Origin of the sequence: Enterococcus silesiacus, from assembly GCF_001886225.1 — a bacterium.
In the GTDB taxonomy this organism is placed as follows: Bacteria; Bacillota; Bacilli; order Lactobacillales; family Enterococcaceae; genus Enterococcus_L; species Enterococcus_L silesiacus.
The window spans coordinates 1-13,436 of sequence record NZ_JXLC01000018.1; the positions used below are offsets into that span (position 1 = coordinate 1).

The following is a 13,436-nucleotide window of genomic DNA, read 5'->3' on the forward strand; positions in this document are numbered from 1 at the left end:
CGTTACTATTTTTTTCATATTAACTCCTCCAGCGTTTTATTTTGCATTCTTTATCTTATATCAATTCTATTCTTCAATTGAAACTAAAATTAAAAATTCCCTTACTAGTTTTTATTATTTCATCTATCTACCAGTAAAGGAATTATCTTATGAATCTTTATCTCAATCCTTTTTCATCAAGTAACATCATAATATGGTAACAGATCTCTTTAAAAATGTTATTCTTTAAAAGAACAGATGAACGTTATAAAACTGTACAGTAGTTAGCAAACCAACCATTATCAAGAAGAGCATCAGCCATTTTGTCTCATTTTTACGCCAAGTAACTGCTAACCAAACGATCATCCCGATAGTGAAGAGTGGTAATAAACAATTTATATAATATAACAGTTGCATTGAAGAAAAAACGATTGTCATATTTGTTACGAATTTCAATATCATAACAATGGCGGTTATCATCACAAGCAACCCAACTGTTGAGAAGGCTGTAAGTACAGTATAGTTCCGTGACCATCCAGCAACTTTCTTTTTACGTTTTTGTTTGACAAACTTAACCAACAGATAAATCAACGAACCTAAAAAGGCTATAAAGGAAACACCAAAGGCAATAAAGTTAAATAATTGTGTATTTAGAAAAGATACTGGTAGTGAATCAGTCGTCATGCCATTACCGGCGGTCAGGACTTGCCCTTTGTCATTTAGTTTAAAATACAGGTATTTATCCTTTGATCCTTTTTGAATTTTTTGATAGATCCCTGGCTTGACTTCCACATAATCAATGCCTTTTTTCGATTGAGGTGATATGACATTGATACCACCGTCTTTATTTGCTTTTACGACCATATCAAAATCAGCAATGATATAGGCTACTTTCCCTAAGGTAGAAACGGGTTGCCTTGCCATTCGATAGCGCCCAGCTACTTTTTGGTCAGTTGAACTCTTTTTCAATGGTAAATCAGTAGTTATGGTTTCTTTTCCTACTAAAAGTGTATTTAACTCGTTTCGAATCCCTGTTGCCTCATTATTAAGATTCATTAATAGGATATAGCCCAGTCCATCTTCTGGAACCAAATTCAGTTGTGAAGAAAAGCCTCCTGAGTTTCCAGCATGTCCAATAATACGCTTACCACTTACTTCCTCTTCCCAAAAACCATGGGCATTGCCTAGTGCGCCTGGTACTATTCCATAAGAATGGGTCTGCATCTGTGTTAACGTTTCCCCTTGCTCAAAGAAATTGTAAGGCGCTTTTCCATCATTATTTAATAGAGCCAACATAAAATGCGTCATATCTGTTGCTGTCGATTGTAGTGAACCCGCTGGAAAATCGTTCGTCAGATCAACAGTCATTTTTTCAAATCCTGAACCATCATATAAATAACCTGAACTTTTATTGTCCTTTATTATAGGCTGATCATCGTAAATCATGGAAAACGTTGAATAGTTCATTTGAAGCGGTTTTAGTACAGTTTGATTCATATACTCCATGTACTCTTGACCTGTCACTTGTTCAATAATATAGCCAGCCAAGTTTGCACCATAATTCGAATAAGAGGTTACTGTTCCCGGTTCATAGACTTGTTTTGGTTGATTTTCTTTAGTAAGGGTTTCTTTTAATGGTTTTAATTGATTCTCATTTTTTATGTCCATACCTTCGATTTTTTCTTCAAAACCTGCTGTGTGATTCATCAAATCCAAGATAGTTATTTTTTTGTCAAAGGCTAGGTTCAGCGTTCCTTTTGGCAAGTAATCTTGAATATCTGCATCTAGCTTAACTTTCCCTTCTTCTGCTAATTTCATTAGCATACTCCAAGTAAAAAGTTTCGTCACAGATGCTGTTTCAAAAACTGTTTTATCTCCAGTTACAGGTGTTTTTTTCTCAATATCTGAGACCCCGTAGCCTTTGGTTAAGATAACTTTCCCGTCTTTGACGATTCCGATTGACGCGCCGGGAATTTCTTTACCGATGTATTTCTCCATAATTTGATCCACTTGTTTTTCAATTGTTTCATTTGCACTTGCATCTTTTTGATCTTCTTGTGCATATACGACTAAACCTGATTGTAAAAATAACACTAACATGCCGATAACGGTCACTAATTTTTTCATTTTTCCACCTCTATAATTTTCATTATTTAATCTTTTCCCTGTTCAAAATCGCTAACTAGAGTGCCTCTGTATTCAAATAATTTATTAAGTCGCATCTAGACAAAATTGTAAATACTTCATAATAAATATTCGCAGCCATATCATGTTCGAAGTAGTACGCGACGCCTTCTTTTGAGTAGCCTAAGTAAATCAAAAAATGACTGATTTCTACTTCACTAGTTAAGATACTGTTTTTTTCAAAAGCGGATGACAAATTCTGTTCACTTAAAGTGATATCTGAATACCTTTCACTGATATACTTGATAACTTTTGCAGAATCTATTTTGTGATTATCCATATAAAAAAACATTGTTGACATTATACTCATACCTTACCTGTTATTTAAGGTTTTTATCTTCCGATTTTTTTAGGATAGCCTTAGAAACCATTCAAAACTGTTTCCACCATTTTTTTAGAATTCCTTTCTCTTGATGACTGTTATGCTAATAATCGTTGAGCAAATAATAAGCACACTATTTGCCACTATATATGGAACTAGTGCTTTACCAGAAAGTTCATAAAATGCCATAGATTGCGCAAGACTGACAAAATCAAAATATTTCATCCAATCCCAGCCTACGTTTAGCCTGATTATTGGAATGAACAATGGACATAACACTATAAAAACAGTTGCAATCACATTACTTGTAGTAATGATCAATATAATATTAGCTATACTAAAAATAAAACTCACGCCAAGTGCTAAACAAAAACCTGCAACAAACATATCGTTGATTAAGGCTCCGATATTGATGTTTGTCATATCATAGTTGAAGTAAGAGAGAATAAAGATCGATCCAAAGTAAATTGCTGTACCAAGTGTAACCATTAACAATTGCACACTATTTTTAGCTAAACAAAATGTGGTACGACTAACACCAGAAGTTAACGTATTTTTGTAACATTTCTGAGAAAATTCGTACCCCGAACTCATAATGAAAAAAACGATAAACAAATAAATTAAAAACGGATACGTAGCGAGTGCTCCTTGAAAGGCAATTTTTGCGTTCCATGCCTTATCTTTTATTTCTACTACCCAATTATATGTTGCTTCATTTGGACCAATTGCTGGAAAAAAATGAACACTAAGGACTACGCCGGCCATTCCCACAATTGCTACTACAATAAGATAAAAGCTTTTTGATTGAAATAATCGATACAGATCTGCTTTAATTAAACGCAACATTAGATTTTCTCCTCCATATTACGTACGAGATTTGTATAGTAACTTTCTAGACTATTTTCTTTTTTGCCTATGAAATCTACCATAACACCATTTACTACGAGCAATAAGTTAATTTCTCTAACCAGTAAATCGTTAGAAAAAATATGAATTTCATCTTCTTGAACCACTTCAAATTGGTCACCGATTCGTTCTTTCAGTACCACAGCAGCTTTATTGACATCCGCTACTTTTACAACAATCACTTCTGTATTAGAAGCATCGAATTTTTCTTTTGCTATTTCTTGTATTATTTGCCCATTATGAATAAAACCAAACCGAGTTGATACATGGTAAAGTTCCGTTAAAATATGACTTGAAATTAAAATGGTTGTATTTTTTTCACGATTGGTGCGCTCAATAATCTCCCTAAATTCAATGATTGCAATTGGATCTAAGCCGTTTATTGGTTCATCCAAAATCAGAAAATCTGGATTGTTGACTAAGGCCATTGCAATGCCTAAACGTTGTTTCATTCCTAAAGAAAAGTGTTTAAATTTTTTCTTATTTGTGTCAGCTAAATTCACAAAAGCTAACATTTCTTCAATAATGGTTAAATCATGAATCCCTTTTTGAATACAGATGATTTTCATGTTTTCGTAGGCTGTTAAATTATTGAATGCAGCAGGTTCTTCAATTACTGAGCCAATCCGTTGTAATACGGTGCTATATTCTTTTGAGTGCTTAGTTTTACCTAAAAGTATAATTTCACCAGATGTTTGTTCAGATAAACCCGCAATCAGTTTCATGATCGTCGTTTTGCCCGAACCGTTTCTTCCAATCAGGCCATAGATGTCTCCTTTTTTGACCTCTAGCGAGACACTGTTAAGCACTTCTTCTTTACCAAAATTTTTTCTCACATTTTTTAACGCCAATACTGTTTCACTCATCATTGTTCTCTCCGTTTCATTCAACATCTTAACTATATCAAGCATCTCTTAATTGATCTCTTAACCATTTATTAACTATTTCTTAAATCAAAAAAAGCCTGAAACAAAACTAAAAAATCAGTTTTATTTCGGGCTTTAGATCCGATTAAAAAGTGCTGAAAAAGCAACTTTTTCAGAAACAACTACTTTATCTTAGCTTCCTGCTTGCTCTCGTTAATCCTTTAAATTCTTGTTTAACCTGATAAAGTAAAAATAACAAAAATACCACGTTAACAAATAAGAATGGTACCATAAAATCTTGCAGTAGTAAACTTACCACGATCCAGCCAGCAAAATACAAAACACTTTTACTGATAAAAGGTCGATAATTGTGCTCTTTTTTGGTATAAAAAATCATATTAATAAGAGTCCCACCTAAAAAGCAAAGCAAACTGACCGCCAAACATAAGCTAAAAAAGAGTGGTTGGATATCATTGTCTACATAATTTTCATATAAAACGATCGACAGTCCTAGACCAACAAAAATAAAATAATGAGAGTGAATCAAGACCAACCCAGCCGTAGCCTTCTGCCTATCCATACCTGATTTGTAGATCGTATTGTAAAAAAGAAACAGTACAATAACCACTAAAAAGAAAAATACGCTGCCAATACTTATCTTATTAAAAACAATCGTACTTGCCACAGCTATTACTGCTTCACCAAACAACAGCAACGTAAATAAATTATAGCGCTCTGTCAAATGACCAAAATTCGTTGGAAAATCTTCCAACCCTTTTTTCATAACAATCGGGAAAAAAGCTGTAATAAGAATTGAAACAGCATAGACTGCAAAGCGAATAGCATAGGTGCCCCAAGGCAAAATCGTACTAAATCCAATCAATCCGCTAGCGCATAAAATCATGGTCAACTGGTAACATAATTTTTTGACGACGGTGTCCTCAGTACTTTTCATTTTCAAATAATACTGTAACGCAATGCTGAAAAATAAAATTGAGGTGGCCCCTACAAAAGTAAAATGTGTTTTTTCAAAGTCGACGTTGATCGCTTGTGCCAGGATCATTACCCAAAACATATCAAAGAATAAAAAGAGTGCACTTGTTTTGTTTTTAATAGAAAAGCGATTGGCAAAAACCGTTTGATACGTCCAAATCGTCCAAAAAACCAGCGTCAGCATTAGAAATTCACCCAGACTTTTGAAAGACAGCATCTGATTTGTATCGACAAACAAGATTGATGCAATACGACTAATCGCATAGGCAAAAATCAGATCGTAAAACAGTTCGAACTCGGAAACCTCTTTCTTTAGTACCTGCATTCTATCACTTCCATTCTGATTGATGAGTTATTTTAGTTTCTTTTTTTATTATAGTCTCGACTAGCTAGTTAATACAAAAATAGTGTCCTTTTTTATCCTTTTCGTCATTAAAAAGAGCCTGGGACATAACTTTTCAAGTTATGCCTCAGACTCTTTTTATCCGAATAAACGGTGGAAGCAGAAGCAATCCCTTCGGAAATAAGCTGAAATTCACAAAAATTTGAAGAGCAATTTTCGTGAATTCCTTCTTATTTCTCGGGATTAGACGCTTCTGTCCCAACCTCTTCTATAGCTATTTTACTATTCAACGATTTCTACGCCTAGTGTTTGTTTAAAATGATTTAATGCCCATTCATGGCCGATTGGATCAAAGCTAGCCACTGCATTCTTATGGATAATGATTTGATAGCCTAAATTATAAGCATCCACTGCCGTATGCAACACACAGATATCTGTACAAACACCAACTAAATGAAGCTCTGTAATGCCTCTTTCTCGCAGTCGAACATCTAGATCCGTTCCGCTAAAAGCAGAGTAATGACGCTTATCGATCCAATAAACTGTTTCCTGTTCTCGCGTTTGCTCATATACATCAGCAAGCTTTCCATAAAGTTTACGGCCGTTCGTGCCAGCAATATTATGAGCTGGAAATAGAGCATTCTCCGGATGATATGGATCATTTTGTTCATGACGATCAATAGCATAAACCACAAAATCATTATTTTCATTAAATGTTGCTGTCACGGTTAAAATGGCTTGCTCGATGGCTTGACCTGCACTGCCTGTCGTCAAGGTACCATTTGTTGCAACAAAATCATTGGTGTAATCAATTGAAATCAACGCTTTCATTCTAGAGCCTCCAATTTAAAAATCTGATTGTTTAAACAAGATGCTCCACAAAATTAATCACCATTTTTGCAGATTTTTCTCCTGCTTCTTCAATAAATTCATCAAATGTCTGAGATGCTTCGTGATCAGCTGTATCACTGATTGCTCTAACAACAAGAAACGGAATATTGAATTGCGCTGCCGCTTGAGCAATTGCCGCACCTTCCATCTCACAAGCTAATGCTTCTGGAAAGTCTGTAATGATGTCCTTGACTTTTTCCTTGTCATTCACAAACGAATCCCCTGTTACGATTAATCCATGATGAATCGACATCCCAGTACTTTCGGCAGCTTTTTTCATTTCTAATTTTAAATAATCGCTTGATTCATAATATAATGGCATACCTGGTAATTGTCCTGGTTTATAGCCAAATCCTGTAACATCTACATCGAAATAGGCTAATTTATCTGCGATCACTAAATCGCCTACAGCAAGACCTTTTCCAATACCACCTGCAGAGCCTGTGTTGATCACCATATTGACGCCATATTGATGAATCAATAACGTTGTTGTTACAGCAGATAGCACCTTGCCAATCCCAGAACGGACAACGATCACTTCATGACGTCCTAGAGAACCTGAAATGAATAGAGCGCCGGCTCTTTCCCAAGACCTAGTATCTGATAATGTTTCTTTTAAAATTTTTACTTCTTGATCCATAGCACCGATAATTCCAATTTTCATCGTGATTTCCTCTTCTCTATAAATTCAATACTATAAATATTACAATAGCCAACAAAATTGCCATAACAATAATCGCTTTGGTCAGTGTATTGCTGCGTTCACGAATTTTTGTTTGCTCATTTGAGCGTGATTTAGTGATCTCTTTTTGTTTTTTATGTTCTTTGCGGTAGAAATTAGATATTTCTTTTTCTTTTTTACGGTACTCTTTATCAGCTTCTTTTTGTTCTTGTTCATATATTTTTTGTGCTTCTTTATCAGCTTCTTCTTTGCGTCTCCGTAATTCCGTCCGAGTAACCAGCGGACCTTTGCTCATCGTTTATCCTCCTTCAGCAGCTTTTTTAGTTGCTGTAATTCCCAATATTGTACGGCAAAAATCGTTTTTGCATCACAAATCAGGCCAGTAGCAATTTCTGCTTTTGCTTCTTCTAATGTCAATGTATATAATTCTAAAACTTCGTCATCATCTTGAGGACGGGGATTGGGAACTTTTTCTAGATCTTCAGCAAGATAAATGTGAAGGAGTTCATTTGCAAAACCAGGCGATACATACATAGAAGTTACAAAGGTCAGCTGATTCGCACGATAACCAGTTTCTTCTTCTAATTCTCTTTCAGCAGTTTCTTTTGGGTAATCATGTTCGCCAGGATCGATTTTCCCTGCTGGGATTTCCAAAAGGACTTTCTCCATGGGTTTTCTAAATTGTTTTACCATGATCAATTTATTATCAGCTGTAATCGGAATAACCGCAACTGCTCCTGGGTGAAAAACTAATTCACGAGTGCTCGTCTCCCCATTTGGCAATATTACTTCATCTAAAACAACGTCAATCATCCGTCCTTTAAAAATTTCTTGTCTAGAAATCGTCTTTTCCTCAAACTCTTCAAAGTTCATCATGCAGTTCACCAATCTTTCTATGGATATAATACCTTAATTTTGAAATTTTATCACTTATCGTTCTTTTTGTGAATCCTTTCTTCGCTATAAACCAAGATTCTTAAGATTATCACTTCTATTTTATACGCTGAATTAGCTTATTTCAGGAGAGGTGCTTTTGATATGCATCTCGTCTCATACAAATAAAGAGAAGCAACACTAGCTGACTAGTTTTACTTCTCTCTTAATCTGTAATCCTTTTCAGCGGCTTATTATTTAGTCAATTCTGCTAGAGAGTTCATGATTTTAATCAAATCAGCGTTATTTTCATCTTTTTTGCTGTTTAAGGTCCAGCTGATACACTGCAAATAGTGCTCTTTGCTTTCTACCAAATCATAGATGTAATAAACCTCTACACCGTCTTTAGTTGCGGTAAACGTGCGACGTTCTCCCTTCAACCCATTGTATTTAACGTTCTCTTTTTTTTCATCTGTTCTTTCGCCTAGATCAGATAAATCCACTGAATTTTTAAACGCATCGAAGCTATCAAAGCCTTTTTTCGCTTCACTTAAGACCATATAATAGGCTTCACTTGCTGGATTCTTTAGACTCACATCTGCATTATCACTTAATTCTTTTGATTCAACGGATGCCCAGCCATCGGTTAATTCGAGCTTAAAGTCACCATTTTTAGTGTTGATTACTTCTATTTTTCCTTTTTCATTGCTTGGTTGTTCTTTGGTCTCTTCGGTAGCAGCTTTATCTTCATCTTTAGTGTCACTTACTGCTGAAGAATCTCGCGGTTCATAAAAGACTTCATCGTCACCATAAGAGCCTAGCTCTTCCACACTAGAACTTGTTTCTTCTATATAAACATCATCATCAACTTCTTCTTCGACTATCTTACGGCCAGAACAACCTGTGAGCACTAAACCTACTAATAGTATAGTAATGATTTTAATTTTTTTCACTATCTTTCTCCTTTAGTCCGAATCATTACCTTCTATTATACCTCACGTTTCATTTTTTTTCTCATGTTTCTTTTTGACTTTTTTGTGAACTGTTTCATTGGTTCTACATCTAAAGTAGTAAAAAGTGCCATTTTACCTTGCCATTTCTTACATTTTCCCTAAATATTAAAATCAACCTTTGGACTGATATTCTTTATGGACCCGAATGTGCTAAAATAACTTATATAGCGGAGGTTAACAACTTTCGATGAAATGAATGATTGGAGGGAACTTAAAATGAGAAAAGGAAAATTGATCAAAATAGTTGCTTGTTTATTTTTAACTGGTTTAGTGCTGCGTATTACTCTGGGTATACATACTCCCGTTATCGCCGTAGTTCTTTTGATTCTTATGGTTCTACTTTTTATGGGGTCAAAGAAAAAAAATGGGCCAGAGGAACAATTGCCTAACCTCACTAAAACAAAAGAGGAACATTATGCTAACCTAGGTATGACCGATCAAGAGATTAATTTTTTCCGAGATACAATGAATATAACTAAAAAGCAAATCGTTCAGTTGCAGGAAAATATGAGTGCCTCTACTAAATTAAGAGCGATCGACTTACGTAATGATACGTTACGGGTTTCAAAAGCACTCTTTAAAGAATTAGTGAAAGAACCAAAAAAATTGCATTTAGCGAATCACTTTCTCTACACTCATTTACCAAACTTAGTTGATTTGACAAGTAAATATTTAGAAATCGACGATCATGAGATCAAGAATAAACAAACGTATGAAAAATTAGAGGAAAGTGCTCAAATCATCGACCAAGTATCTAAATTAATCAAAAAAGATTACGAACAATTTGTTTCTGATGATCTAGAAGATCTAGATCTAGAGATAAACGTTGCCAAAAATAGTTTAAAAAGAGATAATGAAAATAATAACAATCAAGAATAGTTACTTTTATGCGTTTAGCTTTTCAGACTAACCTCTCGGGAAATAGATAAAATATGGTTGCGGCAAATAACGCCGCCCTCATATTTTCCTAATTTCCAGTCAAGGTTAAACGAGTCTGATCCGCTTTTATTTTTATCTAGCTGTTCAGACTAACCTCTCGGGAAATAGACAAAATATGGTTGCGGCAAATAACGCCGCCCTCATATTTTCCTAATTTCCAGTCAAGGTTAAACGAGTCTGATCCGCTTTTATTTTAGGAGGAATCATAATGGAAAATGACCCAAAAGATGTAACCCCAGTAAGTGATACACTGGATGATTTATTAAATAATCCGTTTTCGACACCGATCGATTCGTTGACAACAACACAGCAAAGTGAGATTTCTGCTTTGCAAGAACAACAAGTTGCCAGTCGCTTAGTCGATAAACTGCCTGCAGACAGACAAGCGCAAGCAAGAGAGCTTGCTTCAAAAATCGATGTTCAAGATTCACAAGCTGTCATTACTTACGGTTCTGCAGCCCAAACAAAGTTAAGTGAATTTTCACAGTCGATGTTAAACCATGTTCAAGCGCAAGATATTGGTCCTGTTGGCGATTCACTTACCGATTTAATGTATCGTTTGAATGAAGCCAATCCGGATCAACTACGTGCTGGTGAAGGGAATTTCTTTTCAAAAATGCTTGGAAAAGTGAAACAATCCGTTTTTGAGATCACTGCTAAATACCAAAAAATTGGTGCCCAAATCGATAAAATTTCAATCAAATTAGAGCACGAAAAAAATGGTCTTTTAAAAGATAATCTAATGTTAGACCAGCTATATAATAAAAATAAAGACTATTTTGATGCTTTAAATATTTATATTGCCGCTGGTGAATTAAAGATGGAGGAATTACAAACAACGATCATCCCTGAAGCAATGAAAAAAGCAGAAGAATCTGGTGATCAGATGGATGTTCAAATCGCCAATGATTACACGCAATTTTTAGACCGTTTGGATAAACGGACTCATGATTTGCGTTTAGCACGTCAAATCACAATTCAACAAGCACCACAAATTCGTTTGATTCAAAACACAAACCAAGCTTTGGCTGAAAAAATCCAAGCTTCGGTCAACACAGCGATTCCTCTTTGGAAAAACCAAGTTGTCATTGCTTTGACTCTATTACGTCAAAAAGATGCGGTTACAGCGCAACGTCAAGTATCTGAAACAACCAATGATCTATTAAAGAAAAATTCTGAAATGTTGAAAATCTCTGCAATCGAGACTGCTAAAGAAAATGAACGTGGAATCGTTGATATTGATACATTACAAAAAACACAAAATGATTTAGTCGAAACAATCCAAGAAACCTTACGAATTCAGCAAGAAGGAAAAGAAAAACGCCGTGCTGCTGAGATCGAATTAGGTCATATGGAAGAAGATTTAAAGAGCAGATTATTAGAATTAACGCAATAAACTGTTGCTGACAATTTAATTAAAAAACAAGAGCGATCCAATGCAGATAATGCATTGGATCGCTCTTGTTTTTCAATTTCTCTATTTAACACGTATTTAGCTAAAATAAATAGCGCTGTGTTTTGAACAATTCGGGTTGAATAACTGTCCGCAATTTAAGCATCCAGACTGTTTTTTATATTCATCTGCAGTCATTTCAAACTGACAAACTCCACATAATACAATTTTTGCACCAGGATCTGCTACAAGCGGCCACGGCATAAAATTGTGTGCTTCTAATTCATCATGACATTGAAAGCAAGCATAGTATTTTTTGCAAAGAAAACATTTATTCCCGACAACATCCACAGCAGAAGCATAATGAACGCATCGTCCTTGATTATCGACCACCGAACCATGGATTTTTTCCAACTCACACGCTCCTTTGTGCAAGACTCTTCGAGATTCTTTTAGCTATAACAGCAGCTAAAAATGCTTTGATCGTGTCTCCTGGAATAAAAGCCAGACTACCTGCTAAGCTTGCTGATAAAGACACATCAGATAACATACTGACTCCCACAGCTCCGCAAAAGTCAATAAACAATGCGCCAAAAAGAAACGTGATTCCAAAAGCGTAACCCAGCTTCTGATTATTTGGATTAAATCTTTCGCTCAACCAACCAATTAAGAAGCTAGCAAATGGGTAAGCAAAAAGGTATCCTGCTGTAACACTGAAAAAGACCGTCATTCCACCTCTACCTCCCGCTAAAATAGGAAAACCAATAGCGACAAGTAGTAGAAAAAGCAAGGTTGCAATCGTCCCATTTTTCTTACCAAGAAGTAAGCCGCTCAGCATAAAACCAGCATTTTGAATAACAATCGGCACTGGTAAAAGAGTAATCGGAATTGGCGGAAAAAAACCTAAAACGATAATAATACTGATCATAATCGCAATTTTAGTGATATCTTTTGTTTTCATTGATGCCCTCCAATATATATTCTATATTTAAAATACCTTTTCTGCTTTCTTTTGTCAACCCATTAATAAAACGAGTTAACCAAAAAAACACCTCAATCCCCCCCTCCTAAGAGCACTTTCAATGAGGTACTTATATTCCTTTGCTTTTTTTGGCTGATAAAGACAACTAAAAAACAAGTCTTTAGTTGTTTTTCTTGATGAGAATGATACAATAAAGTAAAAAGTACTTTTATCTAGATTTGGAGAGGATGAGCAACTTGATACACTTTAGTTCAAAGGAAGCAGAAAAGCAATATTATGAGCAACAAGCCGATGAGACTGAATTTTTGAAATGGTACCATCAACAAGAACTTCCTGAATATGAAAAACCTTCTCTGACTGTAGATATTGTTTTGATGTGTTATAACAAAGAAGAAGATCAATTAAAAATCTTGCTGATCAAAAGAAAAGGTCATCCTTATAGAAATTCCTGGGCTTTGCCTGGAGGATTTGTTAATAGAAATGAGTCGACTGGCGAAAGTGTCTTGCGAGAGACTAAAGAAGAAACTGGCGTAGTTATTTCTAAAGATAACATTGAACAGCTTCATAGCTTCAGCAGACCGGACCGTGACCCCAGAGGTTGGGTTGTCACGATTAGTTATCTAGCCTTTATTGGTGAAGAGCCTTTGATTGCAGGAGATGATGCAAAAGAAGTTCGTTGGTTTACGATGGAACGCAAGGAAAGCACTCTTTCACTTACAAATGGTGATGTAGAAATTATATTAGATTTGAAAAGCGGTGCTTCAACGGGAAAAGACACGCTAGCATTTGACCATAGCGAAATCATTTTAAAAGCCTTTAATCGTGTAGCCAATAAAATGGAACATGATCCGCAAGTGTTGCAAGTTTTAGGTAAAGATTTCACGATTACGGAAGCCCGCAAAGTATTTGCTAAGTTTTCTGGCGTTGATTACAAAACAATCGATCACTCAAACTTTAAAAAAGCGATGCTCCATCATTTTGAAGAAATTGGAGAACGACCTGTAGGTATTGGGCGTCCTTCTAAAATTTACCAGCTAAAACCTGAAACATCTTACAAAGATTAATCATTA

At 35.3% G+C, this 13,436-nt stretch carries 15 protein-coding genes; 3 read left to right on the top strand and 12 right to left on the bottom strand.

The features are described from left to right. Window positions 1–225 precede the first annotated feature (225 nt). The 10 genes from RV15_RS12135 to RV15_RS12180 all read right to left on the bottom strand — a co-directional run bounded on the left by RV15_RS12135 (window position 226) and on the right by RV15_RS12180 (window position 8,992). Window positions 226–2,106: a serine hydrolase domain-containing protein gene (locus RV15_RS12135; RefSeq protein WP_071878311.1), complete on the bottom strand. Its 1,881-nt coding sequence runs from the start codon at window positions 2,104–2,106 to the stop codon at window positions 226–228. A gap of 55 nt (window positions 2,107–2,161) precedes the next feature. Next, entirely contained in the window at window positions 2,162–2,464 is a 303-nt protein-coding gene (locus RV15_RS12140) for a hypothetical protein (protein ID WP_071878312.1), read from the bottom strand. A 93-nt stretch (window positions 2,465–2,557) separates the two neighbouring features. Then, window positions 2,558–3,331: a hypothetical protein gene (locus RV15_RS12145; RefSeq protein WP_071878313.1), complete on the bottom strand. Its 774-nt coding sequence runs from the start codon at window positions 3,329–3,331 to the stop codon at window positions 2,558–2,560. After that, window positions 3,331–4,257, bottom strand: coding sequence for an ATP-binding cassette domain-containing protein (locus tag RV15_RS12150; RefSeq protein ID WP_071878314.1), 927 nt, complete (start codon window positions 4,255–4,257; stop codon window positions 3,331–3,333). Before RV15_RS12150 ends, RV15_RS12145 begins: the two co-directional genes overlap by 1 nt. Before the next feature lie 187 nt (window positions 4,258–4,444). Then, a complete protein-coding gene (locus RV15_RS12155; protein ID WP_071878315.1) occupies window positions 4,445–5,575 on the bottom strand; it encodes a low temperature requirement protein A in 1,131 nt (376 codons plus the stop codon). Window positions 5,576–5,875: 300 nt separating this feature from the next. Beyond that, entirely contained in the window at window positions 5,876–6,424 is a 549-nt protein-coding gene (locus RV15_RS12160; RefSeq protein WP_071878316.1) for a cysteine hydrolase family protein, read from the bottom strand. A gap of 31 nt (window positions 6,425–6,455) precedes the next feature. Next, complete coding sequence (locus tag RV15_RS12165; protein WP_071878317.1) at window positions 6,456–7,148, bottom strand: 5'-methylthioadenosine/adenosylhomocysteine nucleosidase; 693 nt, start codon at window positions 7,146–7,148, stop codon at window positions 6,456–6,458. A 16-nt stretch (window positions 7,149–7,164) separates the two neighbouring features. Then, the gene (macP, locus tag RV15_RS12170; protein WP_071878318.1) at window positions 7,165–7,461 is read right to left on the bottom strand and encodes a cell wall synthase accessory phosphoprotein MacP; all 297 of its coding nucleotides are present in this window, start codon (window positions 7,459–7,461) and stop codon (window positions 7,165–7,167) included. Next, window positions 7,458–8,042, bottom strand: a complete 585-nt coding sequence (locus RV15_RS12175) for an NUDIX domain-containing protein (RefSeq protein ID WP_071878319.1) — start codon at window positions 8,040–8,042, stop codon at window positions 7,458–7,460. The genes macP and RV15_RS12175 overlap by 4 nt, the downstream gene beginning before the upstream one ends. A gap of 251 nt (window positions 8,043–8,293) precedes the next feature. Next, window positions 8,294–8,992 (bottom strand): hypothetical protein, encoded by a 699-nt coding sequence (locus tag RV15_RS12180; RefSeq protein ID WP_071878320.1) that lies wholly within the window; start codon window positions 8,990–8,992, stop codon window positions 8,294–8,296. Window positions 8,993–9,268: 276 nt separating this feature from the next. Here RV15_RS12180 and RV15_RS12185 point away from each other — a divergent pair, with 276 nt between their 5' ends. Beyond that, window positions 9,269–9,931 (top strand): 5-bromo-4-chloroindolyl phosphate hydrolysis family protein, encoded by a 663-nt coding sequence (locus RV15_RS12185; protein ID WP_071878321.1) that lies wholly within the window; start codon window positions 9,269–9,271, stop codon window positions 9,929–9,931. 268 nt (window positions 9,932–10,199) lie between these two features. Then, window positions 10,200–11,387 (top strand): toxic anion resistance protein, encoded by a 1,188-nt coding sequence (locus RV15_RS12190; protein ID WP_071878322.1) that lies wholly within the window; start codon window positions 10,200–10,202, stop codon window positions 11,385–11,387. Window positions 11,388–11,483: 96 nt separating this feature from the next. Here RV15_RS12190 and RV15_RS12195 read toward each other — a convergent pair whose 3' ends face one another. Both RV15_RS12195 and RV15_RS12200 read right to left on the bottom strand, forming a co-directional pair. After that, window positions 11,484–11,798: a CHY zinc finger protein gene (locus RV15_RS12195; protein ID WP_071878323.1), complete on the bottom strand. Its 315-nt coding sequence runs from the start codon at window positions 11,796–11,798 to the stop codon at window positions 11,484–11,486. 1 nt (window position 11,799) lies between these two features. Next, complete coding sequence (locus RV15_RS12200) at window positions 11,800–12,345, bottom strand: biotin transporter BioY (RefSeq protein ID WP_071878324.1); 546 nt, start codon at window positions 12,343–12,345, stop codon at window positions 11,800–11,802. Between the two features lie 257 nt (window positions 12,346–12,602). On the opposite strand from RV15_RS12200, the gene RV15_RS12205 reads away from it, so the two are divergent. Further along, the gene (locus RV15_RS12205; protein WP_139243027.1) at window positions 12,603–13,430 is read left to right on the top strand and encodes an NUDIX domain-containing protein; all 828 of its coding nucleotides are present in this window, start codon (window positions 12,603–12,605) and stop codon (window positions 13,428–13,430) included. Window positions 13,431–13,436: the final 6 nt, after the last annotated feature.

Bases quoted from the DNA above. Each gene is read 5' to 3' on its own strand.
- RV15_RS12135 (WP_071878311.1), bottom strand. From the start codon at position 2,106: ATGAAAAAATTAGTGACCGTTATCGGCATGTTAGTGTTATTTTTACAA.
- RV15_RS12140 (WP_071878312.1), bottom strand. From the start codon at position 2,464: ATGTCAACAATGTTTTTTTATATGGATAATCACAAAATAGATTCTGCA.
- RV15_RS12145 (WP_071878313.1), bottom strand. From the start codon at position 3,331: ATGTTGCGTTTAATTAAAGCAGATCTGTATCGATTATTTCAATCAAAA.
- RV15_RS12150 (WP_071878314.1), bottom strand. From the start codon at position 4,257: ATGAGTGAAACAGTATTGGCGTTAAAAAATGTGAGAAAAAATTTTGGT.
- RV15_RS12155 (WP_071878315.1), bottom strand. From the start codon at position 5,575: ATGCAGGTACTAAAGAAAGAGGTTTCCGAGTTCGAACTGTTTTACGAT.
- RV15_RS12160 (WP_071878316.1), bottom strand. From the start codon at position 6,424: ATGAAAGCGTTGATTTCAATTGATTACACCAATGATTTTGTTGCAACA.
- RV15_RS12165 (WP_071878317.1), bottom strand. From the start codon at position 7,148: ATGAAAATTGGAATTATCGGTGCTATGGATCAAGAAGTAAAAATTTTA.
- macP (WP_071878318.1), bottom strand. From the start codon at position 7,461: ATGAGCAAAGGTCCGCTGGTTACTCGGACGGAATTACGGAGACGCAAA.
- RV15_RS12175 (WP_071878319.1), bottom strand. From the start codon at position 8,042: ATGATGAACTTTGAAGAGTTTGAGGAAAAGACGATTTCTAGACAAGAA.
- RV15_RS12185 (WP_071878321.1), top strand. From the start codon at position 9,269: ATGAGAAAAGGAAAATTGATCAAAATAGTTGCTTGTTTATTTTTAACT.
- RV15_RS12190 (WP_071878322.1), top strand. From the start codon at position 10,200: ATGGAAAATGACCCAAAAGATGTAACCCCAGTAAGTGATACACTGGAT.
- RV15_RS12200 (WP_071878324.1), bottom strand. From the start codon at position 12,345: ATGAAAACAAAAGATATCACTAAAATTGCGATTATGATCAGTATTATT.